Below are 16000 nucleotides of genomic sequence, written 5' to 3' on the forward strand. Positions count from 1 at the left end.
ATTGTGGCGCTACTGATTATTACCACTATCCTGTGGGCTTTTTCCTTTAGCCTGATAGGCGAATACCTGGCAGGTAGCGTCGATAGCTACTTTTCCGTGCTAATGCGCGTGGGTCTGGCGGCGCTGGTGTTCCTGCCGTTTCTGCGCACCCGCGGGCAATCGCCGCGTACTATCGTGCTCTACATGCTGGTCGGCGCAATGCAGCTTGGCATCATGTACCTGCTGGCATTCCGCGCCTATGTGTACCTGACGGTGTCTGAATTCCTGCTGTTTACCGTCTTTACCCCGCTTTATATCACGCTGATTTACGATTTGCTCAGCGGACGCAAGCTCCGTTGGGGATATCTGCTGAGCGCGGGGCTGGCGGTACTGGGCGCGGCCATTATTCGTTATGACAAAGTGAGCGATCATTTCTGGACGGGGTTGCTGTTGGTTCAGCTGTCGAACCTTAGTTTTGCTATCGGAATGGTGGGCTATAAACGTCTGATGGAGCTGCGTCCAATGCCGCAGCACAACGCGTTTGCGTGGTTCTATATGGGGGCTTTCCTGGTGGCGGTAGCGGCCTGGTTTATGCTGGGCAATCCGCAAAGGCTGCCAACCACAACGCTACAGTGGGGCGTGCTGGTCTGGCTGGGCGTGGCGGCGTCGGGGCTAGGTTACTTTATGTGGAACTACGGGGCCACCCAGGTGGATGCCGGAACGCTGGGTATTATGAATAACGTGCACGTACCAGCTGGGCTGCTGGTTAACCTTGCCATCTGGCAGGAACAGCCCCACTGGCCGAGCTTTATTACAGGAGCTCTGGTGATCCTGGCCTCACTGTGGGTCCATCGCCGTTGGGTCGCTCCGCACTCCGCACAAACGGCAAATGATCGCAAGCGTGATTCCGCGCTGAGCGAATAAACGCTTCAGTGACCGGCTGACGCTGTTCGCCGTCGCGTACCGCGGCGTACAGTCGGCTCCACAGTCCTTCGCCCAGGGTTTTGGTGATCACCAGACCCTGGCGCTCAAAACTTTCCACCACCCAGTGCGGCAGGGCGGCGATGCCCATCCGTGCGGCGACCATCTGGATTAACAGCAGGGTATTATCAACGCTTTTGAGCTGCGGGCTGATACCGGCCGGCTGCAGGAAGTGGCGCCAGATATCCAGGCGACCGCGCTGAACCGGATAAATCAACAGCAGTTCCGACGCCAGATCTTCCGGCGCAATGCGCGTTTTCACCGCCAGCGGATGCTCAGGCGCCAGCACCAGACGGACTTCAAAATCAAACATGGGCGAATAGTGCAGGCCGCTGCGTGGCAGGATATCGGAGGTCATCACCAGATCCAGCTCGCTTTGTTGCAGGGCGGGCTGTGGGTCAAAGGTAACGCCAGACTGGAAATCCACTTCGACGTGCGGCCAGCGGGCGCGGAAACTCTCCAGCGCCGGAGTCAGCCATTGAATGCAGCTATGACATTCGATAGCGATGCGCAGACGGGTTTGCTGCGGCTCGTGGCAGTCCTGCAGCGCACGGCTGATTTGTGGCAGAACCTGGTTTGCCAGCTGGAGCAGAATCTCCCCCTGCGGGGTGAAGCGCAGAGGCTGGCTTTTACGCACAAACAAGCGGAAGCCAAGGCGTTGTTCCAGATCGCTGAACTGGTGAGACAGGGCGGACTGGGTTTGATGCAGTGCCGCCGCAGCGCCTGCCAGCGACCCGCTGTTCCGCAACGCCTGTAGCGTTTTCAGGTGTTTAATTTCGATCATGAAAGTCCTTCACTTCGGCATGAATAATTTGCGCTTGAGGAATATACAGTACCTGTCAATTATGGATGTGTAAACATCTGGACGTCTAAACCTATCATATTTCGACTTGCAGAGGCGTTGGCTTCCTCGCGTACCCCAGCAGCTTACTTTAGTAAGCACCTGAGGATGCGCCTTGCTGCCAGCTGAACTATTTAGGGTTTTCCCGCAGAGACAAAATTAAAAAATATGAGGTCTTAAAAATGACAATTATTAATCACACCCTCGGTTTCCCTCGCGTTGGCCTGCGTCGCGAGCTGAAAAAAGCGCAAGAGAGTTACTGGGCAGGCAACTCGACCCGCGAAGAATTGCTGGCAGTGGGCCGCGAGCTGCGCGCACGCCACTGGGAGCAGCAGAAGCTGGCGGGCATTGACCTGCTGCCGGTGGGTGATTTCGCCTGGTACGACCATGTTCTGACCACCAGCCTGCTACTGGGTAACGTGCCGGCTCGTCATCAGAACAAAGATGGCTCGGTTGATATCGATACCCTGTTCCGCATTGGCCGCGGCCGTGCGCCGACCGGCGAACCGGCGGCAGCGGCAGAAATGACCAAATGGTTTAACACCAACTATCACTACATGGTGCCAGAGTTCACCAAAGGGCAGCAGTTTAAGCTGACCTGGACCCAGTTGCTGGATGAAGTGGACGAAGCGCTGGCGCTGGGTCATAAGATTAAACCCGTCCTGCTAGGGCCGGTGACTTATCTGTGGCTGGGTAAAGTAAAAGGCGAACAGTTTGACCGCCTGAGTCTGCTGAGCGACATCCTGCCGGTTTATCAGCAGGTGCTGGCAGAACTGGCAAAACGCGGCATCGAGTGGGTGCAGATTGACGAGCCGGCTCTGGTGCTGGAGCTGCCGCAGGCGTGGCTGAAAGCGTTCAAACCAGCGTATGACGCGCTCGCAGGCCAGGTTAAGCTGCTGCTGACCACCTACTTTGAAGGCATCACCGCCAACCTCGACACCATCGCCGCGCTGCCGGTGCAGGGTCTGCACGTTGACCTGGTTCACGGTAAAGATAATGTGGCCGATCTGCATCGGCGTCTGCCAGCCAACTGGCTGCTCTCTGCGGGCCTGATCAACGGTCGCAACGTCTGGCGCGCCGATCTGACGGAGAAGTCTGCGCAAATTAAAGATATCGTCGGTAAGCGTGAATTGTGGGTTGCCTCTTCCTGTTCCCTGCTGCACAGCCCGATCGATCTGAGCGTGGAAACCCGTCTCGATGCGGAAGTGAAAAGCTGGTTTGCCTTCGCCCTGCAAAAATGTGTCGAGCTGGCGCTGTTGCGCGATGCGCTGAACAGCGGTGATACGGCGAAACTGGTGGAATGGAGCGCGCCAATTCAGGCTCGCCGCCACTCAACCCGCGTGCATAACGCCGCAGTGGAAAAACGCCTGGCGGCAATTACTGCACAGGACAGCCAGCGTAACAGTTCGTACGCTGAGCGCGCCCAGGCGCAACGTGCGCGCTTCAATCTGCCGGCGTGGCCGACCACGACCATCGGCTCTTTCCCACAAACTACAGAGATCCGCGGCCTGCGTCTGGACTTCAAAAAAGGCAATCTCGATGCCAGCAACTACCGCACCGGTATTGCTGAACACATCAGACAGGCGATTGTTGAGCAGGAACGTTTAGGGTTAGATGTTCTGGTTCACGGCGAAGCCGAGCGTAACGACATGGTGGAGTACTTCGGTGAACACCTCGACGGGTTCATCTTCACGCAAAATGGCTGGGTACAGAGCTACGGCTCCCGCTGCGTGAAACCGCCGGTGGTTATCGGGGATGTCAGCCGCCCGGAAGCGATCACCGTTGAGTGGGCGAAGTTTGCGCAGTCGCTGACCGACAAGCCGGTGAAAGGCATGCTGACCGGTCCGGTGACGATTCTTTGCTGGTCTTTCCCGCGTGAAGACGCCAGCCGCGAAACCATCGCGAAACAGATTGCGCTGGCGCTGCGTGACGAAGTGGCGGATCTGGAAGCGGCCGGTATCGGCATCATCCAGATTGATGAACCGGCGCTGCGTGAAGGCCTGCCGCTCAAGCGTAGTGACTGGGATGCTTACCTGCAGTGGGGCGTGGAAGCCTTCCGGATCAACGCTGCGGTGGCGCGGGATGATACTCAGATCCACACCCATATGTGTTATTGCGAGTTCAATGACATCATGGATTCGATTGCCGCGCTGGATGCGGATGTGATCACCATTGAAACCTCGCGCTCTGACATGGAGCTGCTGGAGTCGTTTGAAGAGTTTGAATACCCGAATGAAATCGGGCCGGGCGTATATGACATCCATTCACCGAACGTCCCGAGCGTGGAGTGGATTCAAGCGCTGCTGGCGAAAGCGGCGCAGCGTATCCCGGCAGAGCGTCTGTGGGTCAACCCGGATTGCGGCCTGAAAACCCGCGGCTGGCCGGAAACCCGCGCCGCGCTGGCCAACATGGTGAAAGCTGCGCAGAACCTGCGCCAGGCATAATTCAGTCCCCCCGTCCCGGAGGAGGCTCAGGCCTCCTCTTCTTTTTTGTCTTTTTTATTCCGTGCGGGTAAATGCACTGTTCAACCTGCGGAGTTTCCCCGGCTGGGCTACGCTTAGCTGCACCGAGCAAGCACAGATATTCCTGGAGGAGAATGATGACCAGGCTTGACGATCTGCAGCGGTCTTTACGTTTTGCTATTAATCTGGGGAACCCGGTTCTCGCCACGTTATTGCCGGATAATACCCCTGGCGGTATCACCGCCGAATTAGCCAAAAAACTGGCCGCTGAATGCGGTGGCGAGGCGCGATTTGTGACCTGGCCGACGGCTGGAAAAGTGGTTGATGCGGCCTTGCTGGACCAGTGGGATATTGCTTTTCTGGCGATTGATCCCGCTCGTGAAGACAAACTGTGCTTCACCCCGCCCTATGTCACAATTGAAAGTTCAGTGCTGGTCAGAAACGACAGCGATATTCACTCCGTACAGGAAATGGATCGTCCGGGAGTAACGATTAACGTCGGGAAAGGCGCGGCCTATGAGCTGCATCTGATTCGAACGCTACATCATGCGGCGATGCAGCAGTACGCCACTTCCCAGGAGGCGATTCGCGCTTTTATCGCTGGGGAAGGGGATATGGTTGCCGGGATCCGTCAACCGCTTGCCAGCGTGGCACGGGAATATCCACAGCTTCGCTTACTGCCTGATAGCTTCAGCCAGATACAGCAAGCGATTTGTGTCCCCCGAAACAGGCGACAGCACTATGAATTTGTCTGTGGTTGCCTGGCGGAATGGATGAATGACGGAACGATCGCCGACATGATTAACCGCCATATCGGCAACCGTTAGCGGCTCACCCGCGCTTCCCGCCATACAGTGCAAACCACGCCAGCATGCGCTGCCAGCCGTCTTTGGCCGACTCTTCATGATAGCTGGCGCGATAGTCGGCGTTAAAGGCGTGATCGGCTTCCGGGTAGACGACGATCTCCGCTTTGGCGTTGGCCGCGCGAAGCGCGTGACGCATGGTTTCCACCGTATCCTGCGGGATGCTGGCGTCTTTGCCACCGTACAACCCCAGCACCGGTGCGTTGAGATCAACAGCGATATCCACCGGATATTTCGCTGAGTTCAGGGTTTTCTGCCCGACCAGCTTCCCGTACCAGGCGACGGCGGCCTTCAGTTGCGGGTTGTGGGCGGCATAAAGCCAGGTAATGCGTCCACCCCAGCAGAAGCCGGTGATCAGCAGGCGGTGAGCATCGCCTCCGTGGCGTGCAGCCCAGCTGGCGACATGGTCGAGGTCCGCCAGCACCTGGGCATCCGGTACTTTGCTGACCAGTTCCTGGAACAAGGTAGGGATATCGGTATAGTCATTCGGATCGCCCTGACGGAAGTAGAGCTCTGGTGCAATAGCCAGATATCCCTCCTGTGCCAGACGGCGGCAAATGTCGCGGATATGTTCATGGACGCCGAAAATTTCCTGAACAACGATAACGACCGGGAGCAGGCCATCGGCGTTTTTCGGACGAGCATGGTATGCCGGCATGTTCTCTCCCTGAGTAGGGATCGACGTTTCGCCTGTGGTGATGCTTTCCTCCGAGGTATGAACGGCGGTAGAAGCGTGCGGCGAGGCTGCAGGCGCAAAGCCAGGTTGCTTGGTTGTGGTCATGGTATTCTCCGTACCCTTATTTATTAGCGCATCGATAACTATAGACGCTATCGACCGGACGTTAACAAAGCACAGTGCCTGAAACAGGCTATCTTTTGTTCAGGCACGATGAATATAACTTGTTAATGTGATGTTTATCACTTTTTCATGGAAAATCATTGCAATGATTTTTATTCATGGTGATTTTTGTCACAAAATTAAGCGAATAGCTTCTGTAAAGTACCGTTTTGCTTCTGCTGATAATTCGACCCACAGAGGAGTTTTTTTATGTCTAAGTCTGATGTTTTTCATCTCGGCCTCACCAAAAACGATTTACAAGGGGCTACGCTGGCTATCGTCCCTGGCGATCCGGAGCGTGTGGAAAAGATCGCCGTGCTGATGGATAAGCCGGTCAAGCTGGCATCTCATCGCGAATTTACCTCCTGGCGTGCCGAACTGAATGGTAAGCCGGTTATTGTCTGCTCTACTGGTATCGGTGGTCCGTCAACGTCCATTGCCGTTGAAGAACTGGCGCAGTTAGGGATTCGGACCTTCCTGCGTATCGGTACCACTGGCGCTATCCAGCCACACATTAACGTCGGCGACGTGCTGGTCACCACCGCCTCCGTACGTCTCGATGGCGCGAGTCTGCACTTTGCGCCGATGGAATACCCGGCCGTGGCTGACTTTGCCTGTACCACCGCGCTGGTGGACGCGGCAAAATCGATCGGTGCGACCACTCATATCGGCGTTACCGCTTCATCTGACACCTTCTACCCGGGCCAGGAGCGCTACGATACCTTCTCCGGCCGCGTGGTCAGCCGTTTTAAAGGGTCTATGGAAGAGTGGCAGTCAATGGGGGTCATGAACTACGAGATGGAATCGGCGACCCTGCTGACCATGTGCGCCAGCCAGGGACTGCGTGCCGGGATGGTTGCCGGAGTTATCGTCAATCGTACCCAGCAGGAAATTCCGAACGCGGAAACCATGAAGCAAACCGAAAGCCACGCGGTAAACATCGTCGTGGAAGCGGCTCGTCGCCTGCTGTAATTCCTCGTCTCTCAACCCAGGGCCGGATCTTCCGGCCTTTCTTTTTTGCGCCACGCCTCGCAGGAAATCGCTTTTAAACTGGACGTTTGTACAGCACAATTCTATTTTGTGCCGTAAGTTGTTGCCGCAGGGGGCGTTGTGGATATCTCGATTGTGATAAGTGCCATCGTGGCGCTGGCTGGAGGGCTGGTCGCAGGATGGCTGGCGACCAAAGCCAAAGCTGACCAAATTCGCGCCGACCTTATCGAAGAGCGTCGTGAACTGGATATCGAACTCAGCGCCGTGCGCCAGCAACTGGTGCAGGAGGCCCACTGGCGCGATGAATGCGAGCTGCTGAATAACGAACTGCGCAGCCTGCGCGACATCAATAGTTCTCTGGAGGCTGACCTCCGCGAAGTCACTACCCGCCTTGAATCTACCCGGATGCATGCCGAGGATAAAATCCGCCAGATGGTGAATAGCGAACAGCGTCTGAGCGAGCAGTTTGAAAACCTGGCAAACCGCATTTTCGAACACAGCAACCGGCGCGTTGATGAGCAGAACCGGCAGAGTTTACATGGTCTGCTGACGCCGCTACGTGAACAGCTGGACGGTTTCCGCCGCCAGGTGCAGGACAGTTTTGGCCAGGAGGCGCGCGAACGGCATACTCTGGCTCATGAGATCCGCAATCTGCAGCAGTTGAACGCGCAGATGGCGCAGGAGGCGCTGAATCTGACCCGGGCGTTGAAAGGGGATAACAAAACCCAGGGTAACTGGGGTGAAGTGGTGTTAACCCGCGTGCTGGAAGCTTCCGGGCTACGCGAAGGGTATGAATATCAGACCCAGGTCAGCATCGAAACGGAAGGCCGTTCGCGCATGCAGCCCGATGTGATCGTCCGTCTGCCGCAGGGGAAGGACGTGGTCATTGATGCCAAAATGACGCTGGTTGCCTACGAACGCTATTTTAATGCCGAAGATGACTACACCCGCGAGGCGGCGCTGCAGGAGCATATCGCCTCAGTGCGTAACCATATTCGCCTGCTCGGGCGTAAAGATTATCAACAGCTGCCGGGCCTGCGCTCACTCGACTATGTCCTGATGTTTATTCCCGTGGAGCCGGCTTTCCTGCTGGCTATCGATCGCCAGCCTGAGCTTATCAGCGAAGCGTTGAAGAACAACATTATGCTGGTCAGTCCGACGACGCTGCTGGTGGCGCTGCGCACGATTGCCAATCTCTGGCGCTATGAACATCAAAGCCGCAATGCGCAGAAAATCGCTGAGCGCGCAGGTCGCCTGTACGACAAAATGCGATTGTTCGTTGATGATATGTCCGCCATCGGGCAGTGCCTCGATAAAGCGCAGGATAACTATCGCCAGGCGATGAAAAAGCTCACTTCCGGGCGCGGGAATCTGCTGGTGCAGGCAGAAGCGTTCCGCGGTCTCGGCGTTGAAGTGAAGCGCGGGATTAATCCTGATTTAGTCGATCAGGCAACGGCTCAGGACGACGAATTTTGTTCTGAAGAAGATGACAACGCGCTTGACGATAACGAATTTACGTCCGATCCGACCGATGAGGCGATGTCCGGCGAGCCCGCTTCGCCGCGTTGAACCGTATGGGAAATGCGCTGAATCTGTTACACTCGATGAACATTTTCTTGATAAGCAGGCATTGAGATGGTTGAGGATTCACAAGAAACGACGCACTTTGGTTTTCAGACGGTAGCCAAAGAGCAGAAGGCGGACATGGTGGCACATGTATTCCATTCTGTGGCCGCAAAATATGATGTTATGAATGATCTGATGTCGTTCGGTATTCATCGTTTGTGGAAGCGTTTCACCATCGATTGCAGCGGTGTACGCCGTGGACAGACCGTTCTGGATCTGGCCGGCGGCACCGGCGACCTGACGGCGAAGTTCTCTCGCCTGGTGGGTGAAACGGGTCGCGTCATGCTGGCGGATATCAACGACTCCATGCTGAAAATGGGGCGGGAAAAGCTGCGCAATATCGGTATCGTCGGCAACGTTGAATACATTCAGGCTAATGCGGAAGCGCTGCCGTTTGCCGACAACACTTTTGACTGCATCACGATTTCGTTTGGTCTGCGTAATGTCACCGATAAAGACAAAGCGCTGCGTTCAATGTATCGCGTCCTGAAGCCGGGCGGTCGTCTGCTGGTGCTGGAGTTCTCGAAACCGATTATTGAGCCGCTCAGCAAAGCCTATGACGCCTACTCCTTCCACGTGTTGCCGCGCGTAGGAGAACTGGTTGCCAAAGACGGTGAAAGTTATCGTTACCTGGCGGAATCTATTCGCATGCACCCGGATCAGGAGACCCTGAAAGCCATGATGCAGGATGCCGGTTTCGAAAACGTCGACTACTACAACCTGACGGCTGGTATCGTTGCGTTGCACCGCGGTTATAAGTTCTGACAGGGAGATCGCATGCCTTTCAAACCACTGGTTACCGCTGGCATTGAAACCGTCCTCAATACCTTTCTCTGGCGCGACAAAGCGTTAAAACCTGCTCGCCAGCGTCTGCTGGGGAAGGTGCTGCGCGTTGAGCTGAAGGAGTTATCGACGCCGGTTATGCTGGTCTTCGGTGAGCGTCAGGTGGATGTGCTGGGGGACTGGGAAGGCGATGCCGACTGTACCGTCATTACCCGCCTCAGCGTGCTGCCGCAGCTGCGCAACCGTCAACAGCTCACCGCGCTTATTCGCAGTGGTGATCTGGAAGTGCAGGGCGATCTGCAGGTGGTGCAGAACACGGTGACGCTATGTGACCTGGCGGAATTCGATCCGGCTGAGCTGCTGGCGCCCTATACCGGCGATATCGTTGCGGAAGGGGTCAGTAAGGCCTTTCGTGCCGGAGCGCGCTTTCTGCTGCACGGTGCCCAGCGTCAGCAGCAGTATGTCGCTGAAGCGCTGACCGAAGAGTGGCGTATGGCACCAGGGCCGCTGGAAATGGCCTGGTTTGCAGAAGAGACTGCTGCTGTGGAACGCGCGCTTTTTGCACTGGAAAAACGGCTGGAAACGCTGGAGGGCAAATGACGCCAGGAGAATTACGGCGCCTGTATCTTATTATCCGCACTTTTTTGAGCTATGGGCTTGATGAGCTCATTCCCAAAATGCGCATCACGCTGCCGCTGCGTATCGGGCGGCGGATGTTGTTCTGGATGCCGAATCGTCATAAAAACCAACCCCTCGGCGAACGCCTGCGCCTTGCGCTGCAGGAGCTGGGACCGGTGTGGATCAAGTTCGGCCAGATGCTCTCTACCCGCCGCGATCTCTTCCCGCCGCAAATCGCCGATCAGCTCGCGCTACTGCAGGATCGCGTGGCGCCCTTCGATGGCCGGCTGGCGAAACAGCAGATCGAACAGGCGATGGGTGGCCTTCCTGTAGAGGCATGGTTTGACGATTTCTCGATTGAACCGCTGGCATCGGCCTCTATTGCGCAGGTCCATACCGCGCGGCTGAAAGAAAACGGCAAAGAGGTCGTTATCAAGGTCATACGCCCGGACATTGTGCCTGTGATTAAAGCGGACATGAAACTTATCTATCGTCTCGCGCGCTGGGTGCCGCATTTACTGCCCGACGGTCGCCGCCTGCGCCCGCAGGAAGTGGTTCGTGAATACGAAAAAACGCTGCTGGACGAACTCAATCTGTTACGCGAATCGGCGAACGCCATTCAGTTGCGGCGTAACTTTGAAGACAGCCCGATGCTGTATGTACCTGAGGTCTACTCCGATTACTGTAGCGAAAATATGATGGTCATGGAGCGGATTTACGGGATCCCGATTTCCGACGTGGAGGCGCTGGAGGCGCAGGGCACGAACATGAAGCTGCTGGCGGAACGCGGCGTGCAGGTCTTTTTCACCCAAGTGTTCCGCGACAGCTTCTTCCATGCAGATATGCATCCGGGCAATATTTTCGTTAGCTACAACCATCCGGAGAACCCCCAGTACATCGGGATTGACTGCGGCATCGTGGGGTCGCTGAACAAAGAAGATAAGCGCTACCTGGCGGAAAACTTTATCGCCTTCTTCAATCGCGATTATCGTAAAGTCGCCGAGCTGCATGTGGATTCAGGCTGGGTTCCTGCGGATACCAATGTTGAAGAGTTCGAGTTTGCTATTCGCACCGTCTGCGAGCCGATCTTCGAGAAGCCGCTGGCTGAGATCTCGTTTGGTCATGTGCTGCTGAACCTGTTTAACACCGCCCGGCGTTTCAATATGGAAGTGCAGCCGCAGTTGGTGTTGCTGCAGAAGACATTACTTTACGTAGAAGGGGTAGGCCGCCAGCTCTATCCTCAGTTAGACTTGTGGAAAACGGCGAAACCTTTCCTTGAGTCGTGGATTAAAGATCAGGTCGGCATTCCGGCGCTGGTGCGTGCATTTAAAGAAAAAGCGCCGTTCTGGATCGAAAGAATGCCGGAAATACCTGAGCTGGTGTATCAGACTTTGCAGCAGAGCAAACAGTTGCAGAGCAGTGTGGATACCATCGCGCGCGACTTCCAGGTGCGACATGTTCGCCAGGGACAGTCCCGTTATCTGTTTGGTATAGGTGCGGTTCTGCTACTGAGTGGTACGCTGTTATTTATCCACCGCCCGGAATGGGGCATGATGCCAGGTTGGCTGATGGCCGCTGGCGCGGTGTCCTGGCTGATCGGCTGGCGGAAAACGCACTGACGGGCAGCGCCTTTATCGCAGCGCATTCGTTTTTGCGCGAAGTCATGCGAGCGGCCTGGTAAAGAGGCGGCCCGCGAGATGACGTGTATAATGCGTCCTAATCATCATCTGTCATAGAGGAACGTGTATGGGTGGTATCAGTATTTGGCAGTTATTAATTGTCGTCGTCATTGTGGTTCTGCTTTTCGGGACGAAAAAGCTGAGCTCGCTGGGGTCAGATTTGGGGGCATCGATCAAAGGCTTTAAAAAAGCCATGAGTGATGATGAAAAACCTGAAAAGTCTGCTCCGGATGCGGATTTCACGGCGAAATCGATCGCTGATAAGCCGGATGATGTAAAAAAAGACGAGACAAAACGCCACGACAAAGAGCAGGTGTAATTCGTGTTCGATATCGGTTTTAGTGAACTACTGCTGGTGTTCGTCATTGGCCTCATTGTCCTGGGGCCACAGCGATTGCCTGTAGCGGTAAAAACGGTGGCCAGCTGGATTCGTACGTTACGATCGCTGGCGGCTACCGTACAAAATGAGATCACTCAGGAACTAAAACTGCAGGAGTTCCAGGAAAGCCTGAAGAAAGTCGAAAAGGCGAGCCTGGATAACCTGACGCCGGAGCTGAAAGCGTCAATGGATGAGCTGCGAGAAGCCGCTGAATCTATGAAACGTTCTTATACCGCCCACGACCCTGAGAAAGCGAGCGATGAAGCGAACACGATTCATAACCCGGTAGTAAAGGGCAGTGAAGCGCAGCGCCAGAACATTACGCCGGCGACGGCTGAACATCAGGCCAGCGCGCCTGTGCATACGCCGCAAGAGAGTGTTGTTGAAGAGGCCCCTGCTACGCAGCCTGAGCCTCTCCCGGTCGCCAAAGAAAAAGTGGCCGTCACCGCTTCCGATTCCTCCCCTGCATCGAGTGATAAACCGTAAAAATGGGCGTAGAAGATACTCAACCGCTAATTTCGCATTTGATTGAGCTGCGTAAGCGTCTGATCAATAGCATCATCGCGATACTGGTTATTTTTCTGGCGTTAGTGTACTTCGCCAACGACATCTATCAGTTAGTTTCTGCACCGCTTATCCGGCAGATGCCGGTGGGTGCCACGATGATCGCCACCGACGTGGCTTCCCCTTTCTTTACGCCGATCAAACTCACCTTTATGGTCTCGGTGATTCTGTCGGTGCCGGTGATTCTTTACCAGGTCTGGGCGTTTGTTGCCCCGGCGCTGTATAAACATGAGCGTCGGCTGGTTATGCCGCTGCTGGTTTCCAGTACGCTGCTGTTCTATATCGGTATGGCCTTTGCCTACTTTGTCGTTTTCCCGCTGGCGTTTGGTTTTCTTACGCACGCGGCGCCTGAGGGCGTGCAGGTCTCGACGGATATTCGCAGCTATCTCGATTTCGTCATGGCGTTGTTTATCGCCTTTGGTGTTTCATTTGAAGTGCCGGTTGCGATCGTGCTGTTGTGCTGGATGGGCGTCACGACCCCGGACGATTTGCGTAAGAAGCGCCCGTACGTACTGGTGGGGGCATTCGTCGTCGGTATGCTGCTGACGCCACCGGATGTCTTTTCGCAAACGCTGCTGGCGATTCCGATGTACTGCTTGTTTGAGATCGGGGTTTTCTTTGCGCGTTTCTATACCGGAAAACGTCTGACGCGTGACGAGGATGCCGCCGCTGAAGAAGCGGAGAGCAAAGAAGAGTAACCAGCCGCCCGTCAGGGCGGTTGTCATATTGGAGAAGCGATGTTTGATATCGGCGTCAATCTGACCAGTCCACAGTTTTCCCGCGATCGCGATGAGGTCGTGGCCCGTGCTCAGGCGGCGGGCGTGACCGGCATGCTGTTCACCGGGACTAACCTGCATGAAAGCGAGCAGGCCCGGCAGCTGGCACATCGTTATTCCCGCTGCTGGTCAACTGCCGGTGTCCATCCGCATGACAGCAGCAGCTGGACGACATCGGTGGCCGACGCCATCTTTCAGTTGGCGCGCCAGCCGGAGGTCATCGCTATTGGCGAGTGCGGGCTGGACTTCAACCGCAACTTTTCGACCCCTCCGGAGCAAGAAGCCGCCTTCAACGCACAGCTGGCTCTGGCAGCCGAGCTGTCGATGCCGGTTTTTTTGCACTGCCGCGATGCCCACGAACGTTTTCTGACGCTCCTCACGCCCTGGCTGGATAAACTGCCTGGTGCGGTGCTGCACTGCTTCACCGGAAGCCGCGAAGAAATGCGAGCCTGTGTGGAGCACGGTTTGTATATTGGCATTACTGGCTGGGTTTGCGATGAGCGACGAGGACTTGAACTGCGCGAGCTGCTGCCGGATATCCCGGCAGAACGCCTGCTGATTGAAACGGATGCCCCGTATCTGCTGCCCCGCGATCTTAGCCCGAAGCCCGTTTCTCGCCGCAACGAACCGGTATATCTGCCACATATTCTGGCAAGTATTGCACGATGGCGCGGGGAGGAGGCTAAGCGGCTGGAAGAGATGACTGACACGAATGTCAGAACGCTCTTTGGCATCCGTTTTTAAGCGTACCGTCAGATTTTATGAAAGTCGGTATTTTTGATGCTTTGCAGTACCTGTTTGTTAAGCAGATTCAGCAGCAGCATGGAGCGAGCTTCACCATCCGGTTCGCTAAAGATAGCCTGCAGGCCTTCAAATGCGCCTTCGGTAATCAAGACGAAGTCGCCTTCGTGTGGCGTTTCCGGGTCGGTGATACCTTCCGGCTTATAGATAGAGAGCTGGTGAATGACCGCGGAAGGTACCGTCGCTGGCTGGGCGCCAAAGCGAACGAAGTTGTTCACGCCTCGCGTGGCGCTGATCGTCGTAGTGTGGATAATTTCCGGATCGAATTCGACAAACAGGTAATTGGGGAACAAAGGTTCACTTACCGTAGTGCGTTTGCCGCGGATGATTTTTTCCAGTGCGATCGTCGGCATCAGGCAATTAACTGCCTGTCGTTCGAGGTGTTCCTGGGCGCGCTGAAGCTGCCCACGTTTGCAATACAGTAAATACCAGGCTTGCATAATAACTCTTTCCACTCTATTAGCAGCAAGCATAACAAAAGCCTGGGGCGATCGCGAAAGCCAATATAAGTGAAATCAAAAATTCTATGTTCTTTCACTCTAATTTAACAAAAGTACAGCATGGCGCTGGCGAACACCGTATAATCAGCAGCCTGTATAGAGGTCAATAATAACTCCATGAAATACCACGATCTACGCGACTTTCTGACATTGCTGGAGCAGCAGGGCGAACTGAAAAGAATATCCCTGTCGGTTGATCCGCACCTTGAGATCACCGAAATTGCCGATCGCACTTTACGTGCTGGCGGCCCGGCCCTGCTTTTTGAAAATCCCAAAGGCTACACCATGCCCGTGTTGTGCAATTTGTTTGGCACACCACGCCGCGTCGCCATGGGAATGGGGCAGGAGGATGTCAGTTCGTTGCGTGAAGTGGGTAAGCTGCTGGCTTTTCTGAAAGAGCCGGAACCGCCGAAAGGCTTTCGCGACCTGTTCGATAAGTTGCCGCAGTTCCGGCAGGTATTGAATATGCCGACGAAGCGCCTGCGCGGAGCGCCCTGTCAGCAAAAAATCATTGAAGGCGACAGCGTTGATCTGACGCGTATCCCGATCATGACCTGCTGGCCGGAAGATGCTGCCCCGCTGATTACCTGGGGACTGACGGTCACTCGCGGTCCGCATAAAGAGCGGCAGAACCTGGGCATCTATCGCCAACAGCTCATTGGTAAAAATAAGCTGATCATGCGCTGGCTCTCCCATCGCGGCGGCGCTCTGGATTTTCAGGAGTGGTGTGCGGCTCATCCGGGCGAACGTTTTCCGGTCTCCGTAGCGCTGGGTGCGGACCCGGCGACCATTCTTGGCGCTGTGACTCCGGTTCCCGATACGCTTTCAGAATATGCGTTTGCCGGCCTGCTACGCGGTACCAAAACGGAAGTGGTCAAGTGCATTTCCAACGATCTTGAAGTACCGGCCAGCGCGGAAATTGTGCTGGAAGGGTATATTGAGCCAGGTGAAATGGCACCGGAAGGGCCGTATGGCGATCATACCGGTTACTACAATGAAGTGGATAATTTCCCGGTCTTTACGGTCACGCATATCACCCAGCGTGAAGATGCGATTTATCATTCAACGTATACCGGGCGCCCGCCGGATGAACCTGCGGTCCTGGGCGTCGCACTGAATGAAGTCTTTGTGCCGATCCTGCAAAAGCAGTTCCCTGAAATTGTTGATTTCTACTTGCCGCCGGAAGGCTGCTCTTATCGTCTGGCCGTGGTCACGATGAAGAAACAGTACCCCGGACACGCCAAGCGCGTCATGATGGGCGTCTGGTCATTCCTGCGCCAGTTTATGTACACGAAGTTCGTGATCGTCTGCGATGATGAT

At 55.6% G+C, this 16000-nt stretch carries 16 protein-coding genes; 13 read left to right on the plus strand and 3 right to left on the minus strand.

Translation table 11 applies throughout. From position 1 onward, the window contains the following. Positions 1 to 3: 3 nt before the first annotated feature. The gene (locus tag ACZAHD_RS04945; RefSeq protein ID WP_462455779.1) at positions 4 to 903 is read left to right on the plus strand and encodes a carboxylate/amino acid/amine transporter; all 900 of its coding nucleotides are present in this window, start codon (positions 4 to 6) and stop codon (positions 901 to 903) included. Here the strand turns inward: ACZAHD_RS04945 and metR are convergent. Then, complete coding sequence (metR, locus tag ACZAHD_RS04950; RefSeq protein ID WP_462455780.1) at positions 791 to 1744, minus strand: HTH-type transcriptional regulator MetR; 954 nt, start codon at positions 1742 to 1744, stop codon at positions 791 to 793. The two genes, ACZAHD_RS04945 and metR, sit on opposite strands and share 113 nt — an antisense overlap. Before the next feature lie 239 nt (positions 1745 to 1983). On the opposite strand from metR, the gene metE reads away from it, so the two are divergent. Continuing rightward, positions 1984 to 4245, plus strand: coding sequence for a 5-methyltetrahydropteroyltriglutamate--homocysteine S-methyltransferase (metE, locus tag ACZAHD_RS04955; protein ID WP_462455781.1), 2262 nt, complete (start codon positions 1984 to 1986; stop codon positions 4243 to 4245). A gap of 155 nt (positions 4246 to 4400) precedes the next feature. Continuing rightward, positions 4401 to 5090 (plus strand): transporter substrate-binding domain-containing protein, encoded by a 690-nt coding sequence (locus ACZAHD_RS04960; RefSeq protein ID WP_462455796.1) that lies wholly within the window; start codon positions 4401 to 4403, stop codon positions 5088 to 5090. A gap of 4 nt (positions 5091 to 5094) precedes the next feature. On the opposite strand, the gene ACZAHD_RS04965 is transcribed toward ACZAHD_RS04960, so the two are convergent. After that, positions 5095 to 5907: a dienelactone hydrolase family protein gene (locus ACZAHD_RS04965; protein ID WP_462455782.1), complete on the minus strand. Its 813-nt coding sequence runs from the start codon at positions 5905 to 5907 to the stop codon at positions 5095 to 5097. A gap of 267 nt (positions 5908 to 6174) precedes the next feature. On the opposite strand from ACZAHD_RS04965, the gene udp reads away from it, so the two are divergent. The 9 genes from udp to tatD all read left to right on the plus strand — a co-directional run bounded on the left by udp (position 6175) and on the right by tatD (position 14123). After that, the gene (gene udp / locus ACZAHD_RS04970) at positions 6175 to 6936 is read left to right on the plus strand and encodes a uridine phosphorylase (protein WP_462455783.1); all 762 of its coding nucleotides are present in this window, start codon (positions 6175 to 6177) and stop codon (positions 6934 to 6936) included. A gap of 138 nt (positions 6937 to 7074) precedes the next feature. Then, positions 7075 to 8523: a DNA recombination protein RmuC gene (gene rmuC / locus ACZAHD_RS04975; RefSeq protein WP_462455784.1), complete on the plus strand. Its 1449-nt coding sequence runs from the start codon at positions 7075 to 7077 to the stop codon at positions 8521 to 8523. A 66-nt stretch (positions 8524 to 8589) separates the two neighbouring features. Continuing rightward, positions 8590 to 9345, plus strand: a complete 756-nt coding sequence (gene ubiE, locus ACZAHD_RS04980) for a bifunctional demethylmenaquinone methyltransferase/2-methoxy-6-polyprenyl-1,4-benzoquinol methylase UbiE (protein ID WP_462455785.1) — start codon at positions 8590 to 8592, stop codon at positions 9343 to 9345. 12 nt (positions 9346 to 9357) lie between these two features. After that, positions 9358 to 9963: a ubiquinone biosynthesis protein UbiJ gene (gene ubiJ / locus ACZAHD_RS04985; protein ID WP_462455786.1), complete on the plus strand. Its 606-nt coding sequence runs from the start codon at positions 9358 to 9360 to the stop codon at positions 9961 to 9963. Beyond that, entirely contained in the window at positions 9960 to 11600 is a 1641-nt protein-coding gene (gene ubiB, locus ACZAHD_RS04990; protein ID WP_462455787.1) for a ubiquinone biosynthesis regulatory protein kinase UbiB, read from the plus strand. Before ubiJ ends, ubiB begins: the two co-directional genes overlap by 4 nt. A gap of 127 nt (positions 11601 to 11727) precedes the next feature. Beyond that, positions 11728 to 11979: a Sec-independent protein translocase subunit TatA gene (tatA, locus tag ACZAHD_RS04995; protein ID WP_462455788.1), complete on the plus strand. Its 252-nt coding sequence runs from the start codon at positions 11728 to 11730 to the stop codon at positions 11977 to 11979. A 3-nt stretch (positions 11980 to 11982) separates the two neighbouring features. After that, positions 11983 to 12525: a Sec-independent protein translocase protein TatB gene (gene tatB, locus ACZAHD_RS05000; RefSeq protein ID WP_462455789.1), complete on the plus strand. Its 543-nt coding sequence runs from the start codon at positions 11983 to 11985 to the stop codon at positions 12523 to 12525. Positions 12526 to 12527: 2 nt separating this feature from the next. Next, complete coding sequence (gene tatC, locus ACZAHD_RS05005) at positions 12528 to 13301, plus strand: Sec-independent protein translocase subunit TatC (RefSeq protein WP_462455790.1); 774 nt, start codon at positions 12528 to 12530, stop codon at positions 13299 to 13301. Positions 13302 to 13328: 27 nt separating this feature from the next. After that, positions 13329 to 14123 (plus strand): 3'-5' ssDNA/RNA exonuclease TatD, encoded by a 795-nt coding sequence (gene tatD / locus ACZAHD_RS05010; RefSeq protein WP_462455797.1) that lies wholly within the window; start codon positions 13329 to 13331, stop codon positions 14121 to 14123. A gap of 8 nt (positions 14124 to 14131) precedes the next feature. On the opposite strand, the gene rfaH is transcribed toward tatD, so the two are convergent. Beyond that, a complete protein-coding gene (gene rfaH / locus ACZAHD_RS05015; RefSeq protein WP_462455791.1) occupies positions 14132 to 14620 on the minus strand; it encodes a transcription/translation regulatory transformer protein RfaH in 489 nt (162 codons plus the stop codon). Positions 14621 to 14797: 177 nt separating this feature from the next. Between rfaH and ubiD the strand changes: the two genes are divergently transcribed. Continuing rightward, positions 14798 to 16000, plus strand: a 1203-nt coding sequence (ubiD, locus tag ACZAHD_RS05020) for a 4-hydroxy-3-polyprenylbenzoate decarboxylase (RefSeq protein WP_462455792.1), incomplete at its 3' end; no start/stop codon positions are given.

This window comes from Raoultella sp. (assembly GCF_039594335.1).
Taxonomy (GTDB): Bacteria; Pseudomonadota; Gammaproteobacteria; order Enterobacterales; family Enterobacteriaceae; genus Klebsiella.